At 69.9% G+C, this 18,879-nt stretch carries 13 protein-coding genes; 10 read left to right on the top strand and 3 right to left on the bottom strand.

What is annotated here, in order from left to right:
* The first annotated feature begins 79 nt into the window (after positions 1-79).
* The 7 genes from A5727_RS05100 to A5727_RS05070 are packed head-to-tail and all read left to right on the top strand — an operon-like array spanning position 80 to position 13,962.
* Positions 80-3,631 carry a tubulin-like doman-containing protein gene (locus A5727_RS05100; protein ID WP_068245546.1) on the top strand — a complete coding sequence of 1,184 codons (3,552 nt, stop codon included), beginning with the start codon at positions 80-82 and terminating at the stop codon, positions 3,629-3,631.
* A gap of 2 nt (positions 3,632-3,633) precedes the next feature.
* Positions 3,634-6,297 (top strand): hypothetical protein, encoded by a 2,664-nt coding sequence (locus tag A5727_RS05095; RefSeq protein ID WP_068245541.1) that lies wholly within the window; start codon positions 3,634-3,636, stop codon positions 6,295-6,297.
* On the top strand, positions 6,297-8,390 hold the full coding sequence (locus tag A5727_RS05090; protein WP_068245536.1) for a SaeA-related protein: 2,094 nt from the start codon (positions 6,297-6,299) through the stop codon (positions 8,388-8,390). Before A5727_RS05095 ends, A5727_RS05090 begins: the two co-directional genes overlap by 1 nt.
* Complete coding sequence (locus tag A5727_RS05085; RefSeq protein ID WP_068245530.1) at positions 8,387-10,912, top strand: GAP1-N2 domain-containing protein; 2,526 nt, start codon at positions 8,387-8,389, stop codon at positions 10,910-10,912. The genes A5727_RS05090 and A5727_RS05085 overlap by 4 nt, the downstream gene beginning before the upstream one ends.
* Positions 10,912-11,856 carry a vWA domain-containing protein gene (locus A5727_RS05080; RefSeq protein WP_068245525.1) on the top strand — a complete coding sequence of 315 codons (945 nt, stop codon included), beginning with the start codon at positions 10,912-10,914 and terminating at the stop codon, positions 11,854-11,856. The genes A5727_RS05085 and A5727_RS05080 overlap by 1 nt, the downstream gene beginning before the upstream one ends.
* Positions 11,853-13,010, top strand: a complete 1,158-nt coding sequence (locus tag A5727_RS05075; RefSeq protein WP_068245524.1) for a hypothetical protein — start codon at positions 11,853-11,855, stop codon at positions 13,008-13,010. Before A5727_RS05080 ends, A5727_RS05075 begins: the two co-directional genes overlap by 4 nt.
* A 34-nt stretch (positions 13,011-13,044) precedes the next feature.
* Positions 13,045-13,962, top strand: coding sequence for a sensor domain-containing protein (locus A5727_RS05070; protein ID WP_082949607.1), 918 nt, complete (start codon positions 13,045-13,047; stop codon positions 13,960-13,962).
* 3 nt (positions 13,963-13,965) lie between these two features.
* Here A5727_RS05070 and A5727_RS05065 read toward each other — a convergent pair whose 3' ends face one another.
* Entirely contained in the window at positions 13,966-15,012 is a 1,047-nt protein-coding gene (locus A5727_RS05065) for a DUF8017 domain-containing protein (RefSeq protein ID WP_157521226.1), read from the bottom strand.
* A 298-nt stretch (positions 15,013-15,310) separates the two neighbouring features.
* Here A5727_RS05065 and A5727_RS05060 point away from each other — a divergent pair, with 298 nt between their 5' ends.
* Together A5727_RS05060 and A5727_RS05055 are read left to right on the top strand one after the other, a co-directional pair.
* Positions 15,311-17,044 (top strand): serine/threonine-protein kinase PknH/PknJ, encoded by a 1,734-nt coding sequence (locus tag A5727_RS05060; protein WP_068245574.1) that lies wholly within the window; start codon positions 15,311-15,313, stop codon positions 17,042-17,044.
* A 27-nt stretch (positions 17,045-17,071) separates the two neighbouring features.
* The gene (locus A5727_RS05055; RefSeq protein ID WP_068245523.1) at positions 17,072-17,542 is read left to right on the top strand and encodes an Rv0361 family membrane protein; all 471 of its coding nucleotides are present in this window, start codon (positions 17,072-17,074) and stop codon (positions 17,540-17,542) included.
* Positions 17,543-17,550: 8 nt separating this feature from the next.
* Here the strand turns inward: A5727_RS05055 and A5727_RS05050 are convergent, their stop codons facing one another.
* Positions 17,551-18,021 carry an SRPBCC family protein gene (locus tag A5727_RS05050; protein ID WP_068245521.1) on the bottom strand — a complete coding sequence of 157 codons (471 nt, stop codon included), beginning with the start codon at positions 18,019-18,021 and terminating at the stop codon, positions 17,551-17,553.
* 49 nt (positions 18,022-18,070) lie between these two features.
* Here A5727_RS05050 and A5727_RS05045 point away from each other — a divergent pair, with 49 nt between their 5' ends.
* Positions 18,071-18,448: a DUF427 domain-containing protein gene (locus A5727_RS05045; RefSeq protein WP_068245519.1), complete on the top strand. Its 378-nt coding sequence runs from the start codon at positions 18,071-18,073 to the stop codon at positions 18,446-18,448.
* On the opposite strand, the gene A5727_RS05040 is transcribed toward A5727_RS05045, so the two are convergent.
* On the bottom strand, positions 18,435-18,833 hold the full coding sequence (locus A5727_RS05040; protein ID WP_068245515.1) for a nuclear transport factor 2 family protein: 399 nt from the start codon (positions 18,831-18,833) through the stop codon (positions 18,435-18,437). The two genes, A5727_RS05045 and A5727_RS05040, sit on opposite strands and share 14 nt — an antisense overlap.
* Between the last annotated feature and the right edge of the window lie 46 nt (positions 18,834-18,879).

Below are 18,879 nucleotides of genomic sequence, written 5' to 3'. Positions count from 1 at the left end.
CACAGCCCCAGGGCCCGCCCCCGGGGGGGCCACCGCCGCCGAAACACGAACCCTTCGACCCCTTTAGGGAAGGAAGCTGATGCGTCGATTCTTGGTAGTGGGATGCGGCGGCTCCGGCGGCGCCACGCTGGCGTTCATGATGGACCAACTGCGCTCGGAACTGCACGCCGCCGGTATCGACAGACTCCTGCCCGGCTGGCAGTTCGTCCACATCGATGTGCCCAGCGCGGCCGAGTCCGGACCCGAGGGTCTGGCCAACGTTCCGGCCCAGGGGGGCAGCTACATCGGTTGCGGTCCGCAGGGCAGCAGCTATGCGATCCTCGACGGCGCGCTCTCACAACGCCTCGTCGCCGAGAACAGCCTCGACACGATCGCGACCTGGGCGCCCCGCAATCCCCAGGAGGTCACCAACCCGATCTCGGCGGGTGCCGGACAGTACCGCGCGATCGGCCGCATGATCACGCTGTCGAAGGCCAGCGAGATCCACGCGCGCCTGCAGTCCGCGTGGGACGCGCTGTTCCGGGTGGAGACGATCTCGGCGATGGCGTCGGCGGATGTGCCGGGGATGGGACGGTTCGACCCCAACGAACCGCCACTGGTGCTGGTGGTGTCCTCGATGGCCGGCGGCGCGGGCGCGTCGATGGCGCTTGACGTCTGCCGGCTGCTGACCCTGGTCACGGGCCTGGACCCCAAGCTCATGGGCGTGTTCATGGTGACTCCCGACATCTTCGAGTCACTGCCCGAGAGTGCCCGAATCGGCGTGCGCGCCAACGCATTGGCGATGCTCGGTGAGATCGTCGCCAGTCAGTCCGGCGCCGCACGCGAGCATGATGTGCGCATCCTGCGCGCGCTGGGCCAGCAGCACGGCGAAGGGGAGCCGATCCCCTTCGCGCGGGTCTTCCCGGTCGGTCGCTACATCGGTGCCGACCGCACGCAGTTCGGCGACGGTTCGCAGTACGCGGTCTACCGCGGTCTGGCCCGCGGTCTGGCGGCCCTGATGATGAGCGGCCGGGCCAGTGACCAGTTCGTGTCCTACGACCTGGGTAACACCGCATCGCCCGAAGGTGACCGAGACCTGCTCGGGTGGGGCATCGCGACGTGGGATGTGCTGCCCTGGGGCACCTATGGGTTCTCCAGCCTGTCGATGGGGCGCGACCGCTACGCCGAGTACGCCGCGCAACGCCTGGCCCGCAGCGCGGTGGACAAACTGCTCTTCGGCCACATGCAGACCGGGAACCCGGCGTCGAGCACCGAACAGCTCGATTCACTGCTGTCGAGCCAGTGGCAGGCGCACTGCACCGAGTTGAGGTTGCCCGCGTCGGTCAGCGACGAGCAGACCCGGGTCGGCATCCTGGGCAATTGGATTGGTGCAGGCGCATTCCCACCCGAGGCCGTCAACGCCACCGTGAACGGCCTGATCGACCGGCAACTGCGTGGCTACCTGCCCAATCCGCAGGGCATGAACGCCGAGCAGTGGACGCCGATCTTCCGGCAGGCACTGCACAACCGGCGCGCCGAGCTGGCCCGGGCCTGCGCCGAGGCCGCGTACGTGATGGCCTTTGCCTGGCACAACGAGTTCGCCGATCGCCTCGAGCGGATGGTCGGCGTGGCGGTCGCCAACCTCGGCCTGCCGTATGCCCGGGAACTCGTGGACAGACTGCGCCGCTACATCGACGACGCTCTGGCGCCCGGCGTCGCTCAGCTGGGCAGCATGGGGCCGCCCGACATCGTCGCCGTCCCGCCCCAGGTGGACGCCGCGCTGCGCTCACTGCACGGGGTGATGACCAACGCAGACCAGGTGCTGGGCACCGCGCTCGACGGCTTCCGGGCCAGCGTGCGGCGCCAACTGTTCGCCGACGCCGCCGCCCGGATCGCCGACACCATGCGGGTGATGGGACCGGAACTGCTTGCGCCGCTGCGGGAGTCGCTCGGTGAGGCGATGATCCTTCTGGAGAAGGCCCGTGCTGATCCGCCGTCGGATGTCGGCCTGGCGCGCCTGTCGACCGATCAGTACTCGGCATGGCCCGCCGACGCGGACGAACTGGTCCCGCCGCGTTTCGCCGAGGCCAACAACGAAGTGCTGCTGATCAGTTCGGCGGCGTTCAAGGCGCGGTACGAGACTGACCTGCCGAAGGCCGTCGCGGGCACCGGCGCGATGATCCCGTTGCGCGGAGCGATCGACGAGGCCGCCGCCAGTGTGATCCTGGGCCAATGGCGGACCAGCGGAGGCTATTCGGCTCCCGGCGGCCTGATCTCCCGGACCGCGACGTGGGTGACCCGCGCCCTGGGTACCGACCCCGAGACGGGACGAGCCCGGGTGCCGTCGATGGCTCAATTCGACGTGCACACCCGTACTCACGAACTGCTCGGCCGCGCACGGCTTTACGTTGAGCGGCCGGGTGAGGCCTTCGAGGAGTTCTGCAGGGTGTCGCTGCGGGACTTCGTGGCGGGGGTGGGTGCCTCGGAGTCCGAGCTGGCCAACCGGCGGCGCGACATCGCCACAAAGTTCGCTGAGGCGCTGTCGTTGGCCAGGCCGCTGGCCAGCGTCAACGACCAGGCGCTGCAGCGGGTGCACCCGGGCAGACAGGTCGAGTACCGCTACAAGTTCTCCGATGTGCCCTTCCTGGGTCAGCCCGTCGCCGAGGCGTTGGCCGAGGTGTTGCGCGCCAACCCGCGCATCGACCAGGCCAGCCGGGACAACTACGACCGGTCGCTGTCGGATGAGGACAACGTCACCCGGGTGGACATCTTCGGCTCCTACCCGAACTATTCGCCGCTGGCGTTCGACTCGGTGCTCAAGCCGGCCGCCCAACAGTGGTCGCAGATCGCAGGGCCGGGCCGCAAGGGATTCTGGCGCTGGCGCCGGTCCCGGCCGCTGTCGGCGTCGCTGCCGATGACCGATGACGAACGCCGGGTCATGACCGCGGGCTGGTTCCTCGGACAGCTGCTGGGCAGGATCCAGATCCCGGCCTCGCCCTACGCCGAACCCGTGCGCATCTTCGACGGTGAAACCTCGACGTGGGTGGACTTCCCGAATCCGCTGTTGACCCCGCCGTCGGAGTTCCTGGCGCCCTACGACTGGCTGCCCGCGGTGTTGGAGAGCATCCTGCTGGCCATCGCGCAGTCGCATGAGCCGCCGGTCATGCGCTCGCTGCGGCCCTACGGCGTGCTGCGCGCCCTCTACGACTCGCACACGCAGGACCCGGCCAGCGGCATCGTCGAACTGTCGGCCGCGGGCCTGCTGCGGGACTTCCTGCAGTCGGGCAGCACCGCGCCCGGTGTGACATCCCGGGTCGGACCGGTGGCCGCCGCACAGACGGCCCAGGAGCGACACGAGGCCGCGCAGACGTGGCTGGCCACGATCCGCGACGTCGCGGCGCAGTACCTGCCCGCGGGCGCACCCGGCGCAGCTCCCGACGGGGCCTTCACGACCGTGGGGACCCGGTCCAAGGCCGCCAAGACACCGATCTTCCGTGACCTCGCGCCCGACGTGTACTGGGCCACCGACACGCTGATCAAGCTGCTGGACCGGGAGGCGGCCGCGCTGGCGGCCGGAGTCAGCGGGGCGGGCGCGGCCGCATTGGTGGACGACGGAAGCCCGGTGGTGATTCCGGAGGGCGGGACGTTTTGACCATGAGCACCGCATCGCCGCGCGCGCTGACAGTCCTTGTCGTCGCGCGCGCACACACCGAGCACATCGTCGCGCTGCTGGGCGACTACTCGGCGGCCGGGCTGCTCGCCGATTTCGTGTGGGTCGACGCGCGCGACGTCGGCGGGGTGTCCACCGCGGCGACACTGGTCCGGGACGGGTGCAGCGAGCCCGTGCAGCTTCAGCAGCTGCTGACCGCGCAGCGGTACGACCGCATCCGGGTCGTGGTGCTGGTGCCGATGGACGCTCCGGCGGATGAACGCGTCGGACTGGCCGTCGAGCAGGCCGTCGAGCAGACCGTGCGCAGCAGTTCGATGGGCGCGCGGATCACGCTGTTGCGCATGTTGATCACGCGAGGCGGCAGCGAGCCGGTGACCCCCGATCTGGCCCTGGTCCTCGAGGGCTGGCACAACCTGCTGGTCGCTCCCGAGGACTCGGCCGGCCCCGGGTTGGGGGCCGTGCCGTGGGGTCGCCTCACCGATCCACTGGACCTGGCACAGCATGTCGCCCCCGTCGTCGCAGGCGCCACCGGTCTGTGGGCCGGCGTCGAGCAGACACCCTTCGACCAGTTGGAGATCCTGCCGGGGCAGACCGTGCGTGCGGTTCGTGGGTTCTACCGGCGCCTCGACACCACGCGCGTCGAGGCCAGGCTGCGCGCGCAACTGTTCGACCCCAGCGGGCGCCTTCCCCTTCCGCGGGGCGGGCAGGTCCCGGTGGTCTACATCGAGGACGTCCCAACGGCCACCCGGGCCATGGCTCAGGCATTGTGGACCAAACACCGCGACGTGTTGCGCGGACCCCGAATCAGCGGCACCGACGAAGCGGCGCAGTCCATTTCGATCGGCACGGCGCTGAAGATGTTCTTCCGGTTCATCGGCGCGGCGCTGCGAAGGGCTCCATCGGCATGGTTGTCGGCGGTGCTGGGTTCGGCGCGTTCGGTGGTCGCCAGCACCGTGCAGGGCACGGTGTTCGGCCGGACGAACTCAGCCTTTTCGGTGGTGGCCAACACCGAACTGGCCGACTGGCAGGATCTGGGCCGCAGCGCGGAAACCCTCTCGAGCGCGCTGGGCGGACCGCCGCCCGGTGAGCACCTCGCGCGGCAGGACCTCAGCGCATTGTGGACCGACTTCGTCAACGGCGCCCTGACCCTGGCCGACGGCGGACGTCGCGCCGGTGGACTGGAGCCCATCCAGATCGGTTCCGGAGTCGGTGTGGTGGCCAACTCCGCCGACGTGGTGCCCAGCACCGCCGAACAGTTCGCCGGGATTCCGACCTCGTTGGCCGCGGTGATCGGCGTCGACGCGGTGGAGGCCGCCGACGTGCTCGGGGCGACCACCCTGCGAGACCGCCTGCGGCGCGCATACCAGGACCCCGCGGCGGGTGTCGAAGCCCGGACCACCAGCACCGAACTGGACAACTGGCAGGCGGCATGCGCGAAAAGCTATGCCGTGCAGGTCTCGTCCATCCTGGTCGACTTCCTGCAGCGGGCCCGCACCGAAGTGGGCCAATTGGTCGCCGGCATTCAGGCCGCCGCCCAGCAGGGCGGTGTCGACGAGCAGCTGCGGGCCCGCCAGCGGGCGATCGGTCTGATCCTCAAGACGTTCTCCTGGGCGCTGTTCGCGGTGCTGGTGATCCTGCTCGCGATCGCGGCGTTCGGCTGGGTGAGTTGGTCGTTCGCGTTGTCCACCGGCGGCGTGCTGATCGGGCTCTACATCGTGGTGTCGCTGGTGTTGTTCCTCCTCGCGCAGCGGGACCTGTTCGCCGAGATGAATCTGCGAAGATCCCAGGAGAGCCAGCTGGAGGTGATGCAGGCCAATCTGCGCACCGCGTGCAACGACGTCGCACGGCTGTCCTCGGCGTACGGCCAGCTGCTGGCCTGGAGCCGGGTGGTGGGCACCGTGCTGCGGGCACCGTTCGGTCCCGCACCCGCGGCCCGACCCGAGCCGGGCCAGCTGTTCGACGGGTTGCCCCGCTCAACGCAGGTCGGCGTGGCGGACCCCAGCCCCGAGCACGCCGCCAACGCGGCCCACGCGGTGCAGCGCAGACTCTATGCGCTGGGTTGGCTGAGTCGGCCCTGGGACGATCTGGTCGCCGCGGCGGCACAGCAGCTGCGGGAGGACCCGGTGACGCTGTTCCGAATGCCGGGCGTGGGAACCGGTTCCGGTTTGGACCAGTGGTCGGTGGCGGTGGCCTCGGGCCGGGTTCAGCCGACCGGGGCGGATGCGCTGTGGGCCCGGGTCGAGCAGATGTTCCTGGAGGACACCGCACACCAGTCGGGTGGGATCAGCGAGTCGCTCGCGGGCCTGGTGGCGATCCCCGCCCTGGGCCGTCAGGTGCCGGCAGAGCAGTTTTCGGCGGGCATCACCGACCACCGTCCCGGCCGCGCCGCGCCGTTCGACGCGTCGCTGTTCACCAACGCCGCCGTCACCGCGGGCCGCGGCACCGTGGCCATCGACGACCTCGCGCTCACCAGGGTCGGCCTGGGCTACCGGGCCGCCGTGATCCAGGCGAGCGACGGTCTGCCGCCGTACGAGTTCGCGATCTTCGAGGTCCCGATCTCGACAGTGCCGGGCAGTGCGGACGACGCCACGGTGATGATCACACGCACCGAGCGTGCCGAGCCCCCGGGTGAGGACATGGTGTTCTGATGTCTGACACCACCCCGGCCCCCGAAACCGCCAACGATGCCAGGCTGCCCGCTCTGCTGGCGTGGCGGCAGGCGCTGATCGACTCCAATGCGATCTCGGCCCGCACGCTCAAGGAGGCGCACCTGCGGCTGGTGCTGCGTTCGGGGCGCAGTGACGTCGAGCAGATCCGCGCCATGCTGCCCGGCGCGGTGTCCGATCACGCCGAGTCGCTGGCCGCGCTGCTCGCCGAACTCGATGCCGACCCGCCACCGCCCACCGGCCGGCATCGGTCGGTGCCCGACGGCCCGCTGGCCGCCGAGGGCGTCGAACAGACCGCGATGATCTCGGTGGCCCACCTGTCGGCGCCGCCACCGCCACGTAAGAACATTGAAACCGATTTCTCCCCAGCCGATTTCGCGCCCTTTGCGTTCGGTCCGGCGCGCGGTCATCCGCATGCGGTGACCATCGTGCCCCGACACGACGCCGCGGGCGCGACGACGGGCAGACAGCTGTCCTGGCCGGTGTTCCTGCCGTCGTCGCACGGCGGCGAGTCCGTGGTGGTCTACCGCGTGATCTCGGCCGAGGAGAGCAGGCCGTATTCGCCGGACCGTGCCGATGTGGTCGCGATCACCACCGGCACCGACACATTCGACGCGCGGCCGCCGGCGCGGGCGATTCGGCACTTCCAGGTGTGGGTCAACACCGGTCCGACCCGAAGCGCGGCCCTGGCCGCGCAGCCCGAGTTGCACGCCGAGGGCGTGCTGGTCAGTCCCGTGGTCGGGGTGAGCGTCCGCGAGGATCACGGCCGCGTCATCGGGCAGTGGACGGTTCCCCCGGGGGTCGAGACGGTGCACGTGCACCGCATCCCCGCCGACGCCGACGGACGCGACGGACCACAGTTCCGGATCCTGGCGACCAGCGACAACCTCTCGGGGTTCGTCGACACCGAAGCCGTCGGCGGACAGCGCTACACCTATCGCATGCGGTGTGCGGCCACGGTCGACGGCGTCATGCGCCTTTCCGAGGCCGCGCAGATCGACATCGAGATGGCCGCGGTGCTGACGCCCGTCACCGATCTGGTCGTGAGCCCTTCCGGCCCCGGCGTCTTCGATCTGACCTGGACGCCACCCCGTAACGGCGTGGTGGTGATCTACCGCAGTCAGGACGGCCCCCGTGCGGGTGCGGATGCGGCCGAGCTTCCGGAGGCTGCGCTCGACCAGATCGGGTTGTCCCTCGACATGCGTCTGACACAACCGATTTCAGAGCGCACCGACGGGTCCGGGCGGGCCACCGCGACGATGACGGGGGTGTCGTGGCCGTCGGCCTGGAGTCGCTCCTATTTCACCCCCGTGACGGTGCTGGCGGGCAACGCGGCCCTGGGCACCACCCAGTCGGCCGTGCGGACGGGTGAGATCCGCGACGTGGAGTTGGCGGAGTACTGCAACAAGCAGGTGATCACCTTCGACTGGCCCTCGGGGGCGGCCGCGGTCGTGGTGCATCTCGCGCCCCGCGGGCATGATCCTCGAAAAGGCCTGACTGGCAAGAAGTTCGAGATCTCCCTCGAGGAGTACGAGAAGTACGGCGGGATGCACCTGTCGGGGCAGCTGCCGGTCACAGGGTGCTCGCTGCACCTGGCGCCGGTGGCCTTCACCCGTGGGCAGCGCGTGCTCGGTGCGGTCCGCAGCATCGAGTACGAGGGCCTGCTGCGGCTTCAGTACGCGATCAGGATCGGACGCGATGACCACGGCGTCCCCACCCACGCGACGGTGGCGATGCGCTCCGAACACGACCTGCCCGGGTCGCCGGCATTCGTGCTGGTCCACAACGCCTCCCGGATTCCGTTGTCGGTCAGCGACGGCGCCGCGGTCGACGTCGCACCCGTCGACGAGCAGGGCCGGCTCACCGACGCGCCGTCGAAGGAACTGCGCTGGTCGGCCTTGACCACGCACGGCAACGGCGAACTCTGGGCCGCCAACCTCCGCGACCTCAGCACGGGGTGGCTGCGCCTGTTCGTCAACACACCGTCGCCGGCGCGACTGCGCACAATCGCCCTGCTCGACCCGCCCGTCGAGTCGCTGCGACTGTTCCCGATGCCGCCCGGACCGCCACAGTGACGGCACCGAGGTACGGCCAGCTGACCTACACCTCGTTCGACGCCGCGGGCAGCGCGGGCGGGTGGCAGGTCAAAGAGCGCGTCGGCGACATCTCCGCCGACGAGGAGCGCGCACTGCTGGCCGGCGTGCGCACGGTGTTCCAGCCGGACCCGCCGCTGCCCGCGTATCCGACGCCCGACGACCTCGAGAAGGGGTCCCGCCGACTGGCATTCGGGCGGCTGGACGCGGGCGGGGCCGCCCACTGGCACAGCGTGCCCGCGGGTTCGGATGCCACCGGCCGCCCCGGCAACGTGTTCGCCCATGTCGTGTTGGACCGCCGTCCCGACGAACCGTCGGGGCGGCGACCGATCCAGTGGTGGCGTTCGCCGGGTTGGCTGCGCCCCTACGGTCCTGGCCAGGTGGCCGCCGCGCAGTTGGCGCCCACCCCGCCGGAACCGGGTGTCGCGGTGACCCCCGACACCGTGATCGACTTCCTGCTCGACCCCCGGCATTGGCGCCTGGGAACTCTGTTGGGACTCCTCGATGCGGTCTCAGCGGCAATGGCGGGCCAGGCACCCGTGGTTCTCGGTGTCGACTCGCCCGACGATGCCGCGCAGTGGACGGGTTTGGTGAGCTTTCTGATGTCGGCCGGCACGGCATCCCGCTTCAGCTTCTCGACGTTCGATCGCGCTGACGGTCTTGCGGCCGCCGTGCGTGCGGGTCAGCATCTGATCGCCATGCCCCGGGCTGACCTGGCTGCGCTTCCACCACGCGTCGTCGTGATCGACGACGCGGCCACCATGTCGCTGGGCGAACTCGGTGTGGAACCGCACCGGACGGCAGGCGGCCAACACATCGAGGTCACCGCGTGGTCGGCGATGGCTCAAGTGGCGCTTCTGGATTCGTCCTCGGCCCGACGACTGTTCCACGACATCGACCACTACGCCGCGGCGGCGGGCGACGAGGGCCTGCATCCGGCGTGGCCGATGGCGATGGCCGTGGTCGCACGCGCGGAGTTCGCCGACGCCGCGGAGGAGGCCGCAGTGGTCATCGCGGCGCATTCGCCGCGCGGGGCGGCACTGGATTCGCCGGTGGGTCGCACGCTGTCGGCGGTGGTGGCCGACCGCGTCGGGGTCAGCACCGCTGATGCGTGGCGTGCGGTGCAGCAGGAGGTGGGCGGTGCCGCCGGCGAGATGATCGCTCGGATCTACCTGGCCCGAGCCGTCACCGATCCGGTCTGGCTCGATCAGATGATCCGAATACCGCATGCGCCGTACACCTTCCATGGTCGTGCGGTGCCCCCGGAGCTGTCGAGCGCACTCGAGCAGGGCCTCGCTCAGGCGCGCGACGCCGGTCCCGTGAGGGTGCTGCGACTGGCGGACCTGACCATCCGCGCGGGCATCGCCGACGACGCGATCCGGCGCAGCCTGGCCCACGAGGTGGTCCCAGCACTCATCGACGGGGACGTCGGCGCGGGGGTGGCGCGTCGTCTCGGCGATCGGATCGACGTGCAGACCAGGCTCCTGCTGGCCGAACAGCTGTTGCGGAGCAGGACCGCGCCCGACGGAGAGGTCGCGGTGCCCTCGGACGTCGTGGACTGGTTGGCGTTCGGCATCGAGGCGCCCACAGCGTCGCAACTGTGGACCGCCCAGGCGTGGGACGGTGTGTGGCTGCGCGCCGCCGTCAGAGGCGTGTGGTCCCTGCAACAGGGCGTGGAGTCATCGCGCCAGACAGCCGGTGATCGCCGGGCTGCGTTGTGGTGGCTGCGGATCCATGATTCACCGAAGTTCGATGCGCTGGCCGGGGCCCGGGTGTGGGACCCCAGAGACCTCCTCATGGTCGCAGGGGACCATCGGCTGACGCGACGCGTGGTGCTTCCGACCCTGATGGGCACCGCGGACTCGGCGGGGCTGTCCGAACTGTCCGCCGCGGTGATCGAGGCGCACCGTGACGACACGGCGGTGGCCTGGGCAGCGCTGCGGGGCACCGACCTCACGACCTGGGTGCAGCAGGGGTATGTCGAGACTCACCAGCGTGCGTACTGCCCGCTGTGGGAGGCCGAACTCACGGCGCAACGTCCGGGCGCGCTGCATGAGGATGCCGCGGTGCGACTGTTGGCGCTGTCGATGGTGGCGCTGGTGGGGCATCAACCCCACCCGGCAGGCTGCGATCGCCTGGCGGCGCTGCCCGCGTGTGCGGTCGCCGCGGTCTCCCGGGTCTGCGCGTTGGTGGACTCCGGGGTGGTCAGTGCCCCGGTGCTGGTGGCGGTGAGCCTCATGCAGGACGATCCAGCGCCGACCGACGGAGTCGGCACCGCGTCGGTGGCAGCGCTGCTTCGGCAGGCTGCCGCGCATATCGTGACCACTGACGAATTCACCGACACCGAAGTCGATTCCGCGGCTGCGCTGATGGCGCAGTGGACGGGTCAGGACTCCGGCGGCGCGCTGCGCCGCCACCGCAAGATGATCGGCAGGCTGGTGCACGACGTCGAGCGCACCGCGCCGCTTGCCGTCGACACCGCCGTGACACCCCGGAGCCGTTGATGCCCATCTACGTTGTCGGCGCGCGCAATCAGCGCGTGCACATACCCCACCAGCCGATCTCGGTGTCGATCACCGGTGCGGTCTCCGGTGTTGAGCTCGAGATACGCTGTGCCGCAGAACAGCCCGTGATCCGTAACTCCGCCCACCACGCGGTCCTGCCGCGCCTGATCTCCGGGTTGTCGGTCGCGGTGCGACCCGTCGGTGCGCCCAGGTTCGCGCCCGGCACCGCGATCCACCTCACGATCGCCCCCGACAACCCAGCCGAGGTCGATCCCGTGCAGGTGGTGTTCGACCCCGTCGACGTCAGCGGCGACGCGAGCGTGGTCTTCGCGACGTTGACTCCGCGTGGTCAGCAGATCGAAGTCGGGGTCAGCGCGGTCGCCGATCGTCCGCTGGGCCCGCTGGCCGCCGCGGCACGCAGTGCCGCCCGCAACGCGATCGGCCGCGGTCAGGCCGCGTCATCCGGGAAAGGACTGGTGCTGGCGATGGACGCGTCGGCGTCGATGCGGACCTGGTTCACCGACGGCACGGTGGCCGCGGTCGCCGACATCGTCGTGGGAGTGGCCGACGCCGTCGGAGCCGGCGAGGTCTCGGCGGTCTACGTCGGCGCTGACGTCGCGGGCGTGCCACCGGTTCCCGGCGCCGAACTGTCGGCGGCGGTGCGCGCCGCGCAGCCTCGATGGTGTGCCGGTGCGCGGTGGTCCCGGTTGTCTCCTGGCCCCGCCCGCACCGTGGTGTGCACGGACTTCGCCACCGAGGCTGTGCGACAGTCGTTTCCCACGATCACCCTGTCCAATGACCACCGACAGGACGCCGCGGGTGGCCCCCGGTTGCCGTCGCCGCCGCCCGGTCATGACGCCGCGGCCGCGATGCTGGCGAATCCGGGCGTGATCGAACGCGTGGTGGTGCCGTTGGCGTTGGCGCTGCAGGCGAGGCCGATGTGACGAAGTGTCCCCGCTGCTTCAGCGTCCTCAGCCCGGTCGAGCATCTGTGGACGTTGCCCGCGCAGGCCGGCGGACAGCGCTACCACGACGATGTCGGTTCGGCCTACGCCGGCGCACCCGTCGACTGCGGCCCGTTCTACACCTGGACCCGACCGCCGGGCTACAACGGTCCTCCGCCACCGGCCTTCGAGGCGAGTCGGGCCCTGCAGGGCCCTGCCGTCGAGGTGTGCCCGGTGTGTCATTTCGAACTGCCCGAGGGATGGCGGGAGGGGCACGCGATCTGCATCGCGATGGCGGGTGCCCGCGCCACTGGGAAGAGCCTCTACATCGCCGTGCTGGTGAAACAGCTTGAACTGCTGTGCGAGCGGCTCGGGGTCGCGATGAGCCCGGTGACCCGAGCCACTGCGGCGGCCTACGCGGTCAACTACGAGAATCCCCTGTACGTCCAGCGCGGCCTGATCGCGCCGACGCCCACTGTGGCGACCCAGTCGAGCCATCAGCGCGAGCCGCTGATGTTCTCCCTCGGGATGTGGGGTGGGGTTCGCCGGTACCTCGTGCTGCGTGACGTCGCGGGGGAGGACATGGAGTCCGGTGACCTGCGGACGCCTGCGTTCCGGTTCTTCGCCAACGCCGACGGCGTCTTCTTCATGTTCGATCCGCTGCGGGTCAAGGCGATTCGTGATCAGTTGCAGGACCTGCTGCCCGCGCAGATGTTCGGCGGCGGCGATCCGCGGGCGGTGCTGAACAACGTCCTGATGGCCATCGGGCCCGGGCAGCCCAGGCTTGCGGTGATCCTGTCGAAGTTCGACGCCCTGCGGGTGTTGCGCGGCGTGGAGGGCTCCGACTGGAGTCTGATCATGTCCAATTCCGGTGCGGCATATCTGCGGGACACCTCCGACCAGCCTCGCTACGACATGGCTGACGGCGCGCTGCTGCATGAAGAGGTGCGCAGTCTGCTGACCCGGCTGCACGGGGGATCGATCGTCGCCGCCGTCGAGAACCCGTCGACCGGACGACCTCTGGCACATCGGTATTTCGTGGTGTCGGCGCTTGGGCAGCCGCCGAGCGGCAACCGGCTGCACTCGCGCGGAATCGCGCCGTTCCGCTGCGCCGATCCGGTGCGGTGGATCACGTCGAGCTTCGGAGTGCTGTGACCGGCCGGACCGGGAGTCGTCAGGGAGGACGGGCATGACGGGTGTGGGGGGCGGCGCGGACACGCCACGTGATCCGTTCGGGGGCGCACCGTTTGCCGGTGATCCGTTCGCGCCGCCGCCGAATCCTCCGCAGGGTCAGCGCCCGCCCGGGCCGACACAGGAACCGCCGCGGCGTGGTCGGCCCCGGAAGCTGTTCGGGGTGCTGATCGCGGTCGTGGTGGCCGCCGTCCTGGCGTTGGTCGCCTGGCTGGTGTTCGGCCGCGGCGGTGGTCCGGCCACCGGCACAGCCGAACCCGATACGACGTCCGCCCCGTCGACTGAGATCACGGCCACCACAACCACCGCCACGCGGCCTCCGGCACACACGACCGTCCGCACCGCGGCCCTTCCGCCGCTGCTGCTCGGTCTTGAGGAGATCAAGGAGATCACCGGAAACACCGGACTGGTGGATGCCGGTGTCACGACCCGCGTCGAGGCGCCGCCGGCCACTGTGGCCACGTTCGACCCGCCGGAGTGCATGAGCTCGTTCGGGGCGCACCTGCCCCCCGCCTACGAGAACAGCGGGTATGTGTCGGTCTACGCCAAGAACCACATGCAGCAGCCCACCCCGTCGATGCAGGTCGCCGAGGGAGTCACGGACTTCGCCGACCCGGCGGCCGCGCAGCGGGCGCTCACCGGCTATGTCGATCTGTGGCGGGGGTGTGCCGGCAAGAGGTTCCAGTGGACGCATGTGGCCCAGGGCGAGTTCTCGATGTGGACCCTGGGCGCACCGGAGGACGCGGGAGACGGGGTGACCACCCTGCGGTCGAACAACGACGCCTCGCCGGTGTCGGTGACCAGGGCGGTCGCGGCGAAGAACAATGTGCTGGTGGATGTCTGGATCATCGGCAGCGCGGTCTCCGGGGAAGCGGCCACGATCGCGAAGAGAATCGTGGCGCGCATCCCCGCGTGACGGTCAGGCGGGTTCGGCGGCGCGCAGCGTTCCGACCATCTGGTCCAGCAGGCCGGCGTCCGGTGAGCCGGGCGCATCCTGGCTGAGCGCCACGATGAACAGCACGCTGCCCTCCTGGCCCGGCACGGTCGTGGCGAGCATCGAATGCAGGACCTTGGGTGCATGGCAGCTGTCGGCCTCAATTCCGGTCACCGTGGCGACGATCTGCACGGCGGGCGCCCCGGCGACCGTCAGGTTGCGGGGCGGGCTCAGCGAGACCTGCGGAACCACACCGTTCTTCGAGGTGTAGATGTCGGAGACGAGCGTGGCCTCCGAGCGCACGGCCTCGTTGATGTCGGTGATGTTCTTGGACCCCGGCACGCCCGCGTCCGCCCAGGTGACGTCGCAGTTGAGGTCCGCGGTCGGCAGTGTCGCCGCTCCACTCATCATGCGGATCGGGCAGTATCCGAAAGGCCCGTCCGGGCAGGGCTTCTCCCAGCCGATCAGCGCGCCGCACTCGTGCACGGTCCAACCCGGGGGCACGTCGTAGAGCAGACCCCGTGGGCTCACCACCGTGGACCAACCCGCCGGTGTGCTGGGCCCCGGCCTGCCCTTGAATCCTTCGCAGGCGCCTGCGGGTGCGACCGTCTTCGTCGGGGTGGGAGACGGTGTGGTGGTCGTCGTCGTGGTGGTGGTGGGCGCTGTGGTGGTCGGCGCCGTCGTCGTGGTGGCCGCGGTCGTGACGGCGTCGTTGTCGCCCGAGTTCAACTGCCACAGCAGGGTCGACACCAGCACCGTGATCACCGCGACGACCGCGATGGTGCCCACGATCCACGGGGTGTTGCTGCGCCGCGGAGGAGGTCCGCCCAGGGGCGGGGCCTCGCCGTACTGCCCCCAGCCCGGTTGCGGATACCCCTGCGGCGGATACCCCTGCGGTGGTGGTCCCTGCGGTGGTTGGCCGGGTGTACCGAACGGGTTGTGGCCGTAGGGCGGCGGCGGACCTCCATGCTGGAATGGATCCCCGCCCTGAGGCGGGCCGCCCGGCGGATTCCACTGCGGGGGATAGGTCATGGAAGTCCTCTCTTGCTGCTGCCGAACCTAGCCGTAGTCCTCGGGTCCCACGCGGTTCCGCAGAAACTGTAGCATCTGCTACGGTTTAATGGAGCGGATGCGGGTGAATCGCTACAGTTTTTGACGCTGCCGAAGATCGGGGAGGCGTGCACGAGCCGGAAAGCGGGCGAGGAGACCGTGCGCCGAGTGTGTTCCACCCACGCTGCCTGCCGGTGCGCTCGAGATGGCCCGGATACTCTCATCCCGACGGCGTGGCCCCCGTCGGGGACATGCCGGGCAGCGAACGCTGAGGGGGATGATGCTGACCGAAGGCTCCGAGGTCGCCGGGTACCGGATCGAACGCATCCTGGGGACCGGAGGCATGGGCGCGGTGTACCTGGCCGCCCATCCGACCCTGCCGCGGCGCGACGCGCTGAAAGTGCTGTCCGCGGAACTGTCCCGGGATCCCGATTTCCGCACGAGGTTCACGCGTGAGGCGGACGTCGCGGCCTCGCTGGACCTGCCGCAGATCGTGGCGGTCTACGACCGGGGGCAGACCGACGATGCCCAACTGTGGATCGCCATGCAGTACGTCGACGGCACCGACGCCGACGCCGCGCTGCGGGCCGGGCAGATGACTCCCGAGCGTGCGGTCCACATCATCGGCGAAGTGGCCAAGGCGCTCGATTACGCGCACGCGCGCGGCATCGTGCACCGCGACATCAAGCCCGCCAATTTCCTGCTGTCCGGTCAGGCCGGCCCGGATGAGCGGGTTCTGTTGGGAGACTTCGGGATCGCGCGAGCCTTCGACGATGTCGGTCTCACCGCGACTGGGCTGGTGATGGCCACCATCGCCTACGCCGCGCCCGAGGTCATCTCCGGGGAGGCCTTCGACGGCCGTGCCGACATCTACTCCCTGGGCTGCACACTGTTCCGGCTTCTGACCGGCCAGGCGCCGTTCGCGGCCACCAACGGACCCGCCGCGGTGATGAAGGCGCACCTGATGAACGAGCCTCCCAGGGTCACCGACGTGGTGCCGACTCTGCCCGGGGCCTTCGACGACGTCATCGCCGTCGCGATGGCCAAGGACCCGTCGGCCCGGTTTCCGACGGCGGCGGCCCTGGCCGCCGCCGCGACCGAGGCGCTGCGGAATCCGGCCACGGCCCGCCGGCTCCCGTCCCCGCCCGCAGCACCCGCGCCGGGTCCCGAAATCATCTCCTACCCGCACACCACCGGCGGTGCACCACCGGTGTTCACCGCGCCGCCGGTCTACACCGCCCCCGGCGTGCCCTTGCCGCCGCGGCGGACTCGCCGGGGAGTCGTCATCGGCGCGCTGGCGGGTGTGGTGGTGCTGGTCGCGGGCATCGGCACCGCGGTGGCGGTGTGGCCCGACTCCGGTGGTGCCGACGCGGATGCGCCGCTTGGCTCAGAAGAGACTGCCGCCGTGGCGAATTCAGCTCCACTGGCCGAGGTGGCACCCGATCAGCTGCGCCCGCTGCTGTTGACCGCCAGCGAGATTCCGGGCAACACCGGTGAGCAGGCCGTCGTGCTCGAGACCGACGGCGACCAGCTGCTCGACGATTCCGCGATGATCGACAATCAGGCCTGCCTCGGAGCGTGGGCCCCGGCCCAGCAGTCCGTCTACGGCGGCAGCGGGTACTCCGGTGTCGCGGTCCAGAGCCTGCGGGCACTCTACGAGAAGCCGTGGCGCAACGGTGTGGTGCAGGCCGTGATCGCCTTCCCGACGGCCGACGCGGCCGGGGTTTCGCTGCAGCTGCAGCGCCAGAAATGGGAGCGACAGTGTGCTGGCACCACGGTGACCGTCACCCCGGCGGGCGAACCGGGGCAACCCTGGCAGTTCGGTCAGCCCGTCAACCGGACCGGGTCCTACACCATCGACGCCACCCCGCCCGGATCCGACGTCACCTGCCAGCACGCCCTGTCGACGCGCGCCAACGTGCTCATCGACGTCAAGCGATGTGGGCCGATGGGCAGCACCGACGTCAGCGCGCTGGTCGCCGCGATCGCGGCGAAGATGCCTCGGCAGCAGTGAGATCGGTGGACACAGGAGGTTCTGCACATGCTTGGCGCTCGTGACTTCGCGGTGGCGCTCATGGTGGGCGCAGCCGCGCTCGCCGGATGCAGCAGGGAGGTCGCCCCAGACCCGGTGCCGGCCGAGGCGACCACGACGACGGCGCCCGACGAATCGTCGACCACCGCCGCACCCACGACGGTCGCCGCTGCATCGGACTCCGACCTGATCACCAAGGCCGTGATGGATTTTCAGGACGCCTACAACACGAAGAAGTGGGACACCTATCTGAGCCTGATGTGCACGGCGATGCGCGATCAGTTCGTGGGCCCGGTGATCGACACCCTCAAGACCACTCGCGATGCGCAGGGCTTGACCAACGTCACCGTCACCGACGTGCAGATCGACGGCGACACCGGCACGGCCACCCTGGACGCTCAGAACGAGATGCTGGGCCGCAGGACCATCGAACTGCGCGTCGCACGGGAGAACGGCTGGAAGGTCTGCATGCCGTACTGAGCCGGGGGTCAGCCCCGTTCGGCGTATGCCTTGAGCCGCTCCAGGGTGGCCTTGATGTGATCGGCATTCGCCGAGACCCGGTCGCGCACGCCGGTCGCGAGCTCCCCGATGCCCTTGAACCAGCCCGGGCGACGGTCCCATGTGCTTTCGGTGACGGTGCAGCCCTGTTCCGTCGGGGTGATCTCGTAGCGCCAGTGCGCGATCGGAATGACCAGACTTTTCACGTCGAAGGCGAAGACCCGGCCCGGCTCGGCGTCGGTGACCGTGCACGTCGTGGTCCAGGACCGGTTGCCGCTGCGGTTGGTGCCCTTGAACACGGCACCGGGCTGGGCGGAGTCACCCTTGTGCCACTTCATCGCGACGGTCTCCTCGGCCAGTTCGGCCATGGTGGACAGGTCGGTGATGACGCTGTAGACGGCGGCCGGGGGAGCGTCGATGGTGACATCGGCCGACGCTGCCGGCAATCCCTGTGATGCCATGACCTGAAGTCTAGGGAATCACGGAGGTGACGAGGTGTTGTCTGTGAACATGACCGAACGAACCATGCGCGAGCCCAGCGCGCAGCACCCCATCACCATCACCCCGACCGCCGGCCACGTGGTCGTGCGGGTGGGGGCAGCGGTCGTCGCCGACTCCCATGCGGCCCTGACCCTGCAGGAGTCCACCTATCCGCCGGTGCAGTACATCCCGCTGGCCGACGTCGACCGGACCCACCTGACGAGCTCGGAGACCACAACCTACTGCCCGTACAAGGGCGAGGCGGGATACCTGAGCTTCACCGGGCCCGATGGCGTGCAGCCAGACCTCGTCTGGTTCTACGAGCGCCCGTATCCCGCGGTGGCCGCGATCGCCGGGCATGTGGCCTTCTACCCGGATCGGGCCGACATCACCGTCACTGGGGAATGACGCCGAAGGCCTCCGCGATCTGACGGGTGTCGCTGTACTCGCGCAGCGACGTGATGAGGCCGTCGCGCGTTTCGAAGATGAACACGCACGGGCTGTCGTAACGCACCCCGGTGGCCGAGACGGCGTCGGGTTGAGCTTCGATGACCACGTTCTCGCCCTCGTTGAGGCAACTGATCAGGTCGAACGAGATGGGACCGACCGTCCTGGCCCATTCGGCGATGCGGCGCAGTCGAGCCTTGTCACACGTCTCCCGGGTGCTGTTGCTCCAGTAGGTGAACTCATCGCTGAGCAGTGCGAAACCCTCATCGAGGTCGCCGTCGCCGGAGAGGATCTGGACGAACGTCCACGCGAGTTCGGCCTGCGGATCATCGAACGGCGTGGTCACGGGAGACCATCCTGTCGCCTGTGCGCGGGTGCCGTCAACGCCGGAC

This window comes from Mycobacterium sp. ACS4331, assembly GCF_001667265.1.
Taxonomy (GTDB): Bacteria; Actinomycetota; Actinomycetes; order Mycobacteriales; family Mycobacteriaceae; genus Mycobacterium.
Note: the sequence above shows the minus strand (reverse complement) of the source record. Positions and strands in the feature narration are given on the sequence as shown.

What these genes read in the sequence shown, in the direction of transcription:
- A5727_RS05065 (WP_157521226.1), bottom strand. Translation starts at nt 15,012, where the DNA reads ATGACCTATCCCCCGCAGTGGAATCCGCCGGGCGGCCCGCCTCAGGGC.
- A5727_RS05055 (WP_068245523.1), top strand. Translation starts at nt 17,072, where the DNA reads ATGCTTGGCGCTCGTGACTTCGCGGTGGCGCTCATGGTGGGCGCAGCC.
- A5727_RS05080 (WP_068245525.1), top strand. Translation starts at nt 10,912, where the DNA reads ATGCCCATCTACGTTGTCGGCGCGCGCAATCAGCGCGTGCACATACCC.
- A5727_RS05060 (WP_068245574.1), top strand. Translation starts at nt 15,311, where the DNA reads ATGCTGACCGAAGGCTCCGAGGTCGCCGGGTACCGGATCGAACGCATC.
- A5727_RS05050 (WP_068245521.1), bottom strand. Translation starts at nt 18,021, where the DNA reads ATGGCATCACAGGGATTGCCGGCAGCGTCGGCCGATGTCACCATCGAC.
- A5727_RS05045 (WP_068245519.1), top strand. Translation starts at nt 18,071, where the DNA reads ATGACCGAACGAACCATGCGCGAGCCCAGCGCGCAGCACCCCATCACC.
- A5727_RS05090 (WP_068245536.1), top strand. Translation starts at nt 6,297, where the DNA reads ATGTCTGACACCACCCCGGCCCCCGAAACCGCCAACGATGCCAGGCTG.
- A5727_RS05100 (WP_068245546.1), top strand. Translation starts at nt 80, where the DNA reads ATGCGTCGATTCTTGGTAGTGGGATGCGGCGGCTCCGGCGGCGCCACG.
- A5727_RS05095 (WP_068245541.1), top strand. Translation starts at nt 3,634, where the DNA reads ATGAGCACCGCATCGCCGCGCGCGCTGACAGTCCTTGTCGTCGCGCGC.
- A5727_RS05070 (WP_082949607.1), top strand. Translation starts at nt 13,045, where the DNA reads ATGACGGGTGTGGGGGGCGGCGCGGACACGCCACGTGATCCGTTCGGG.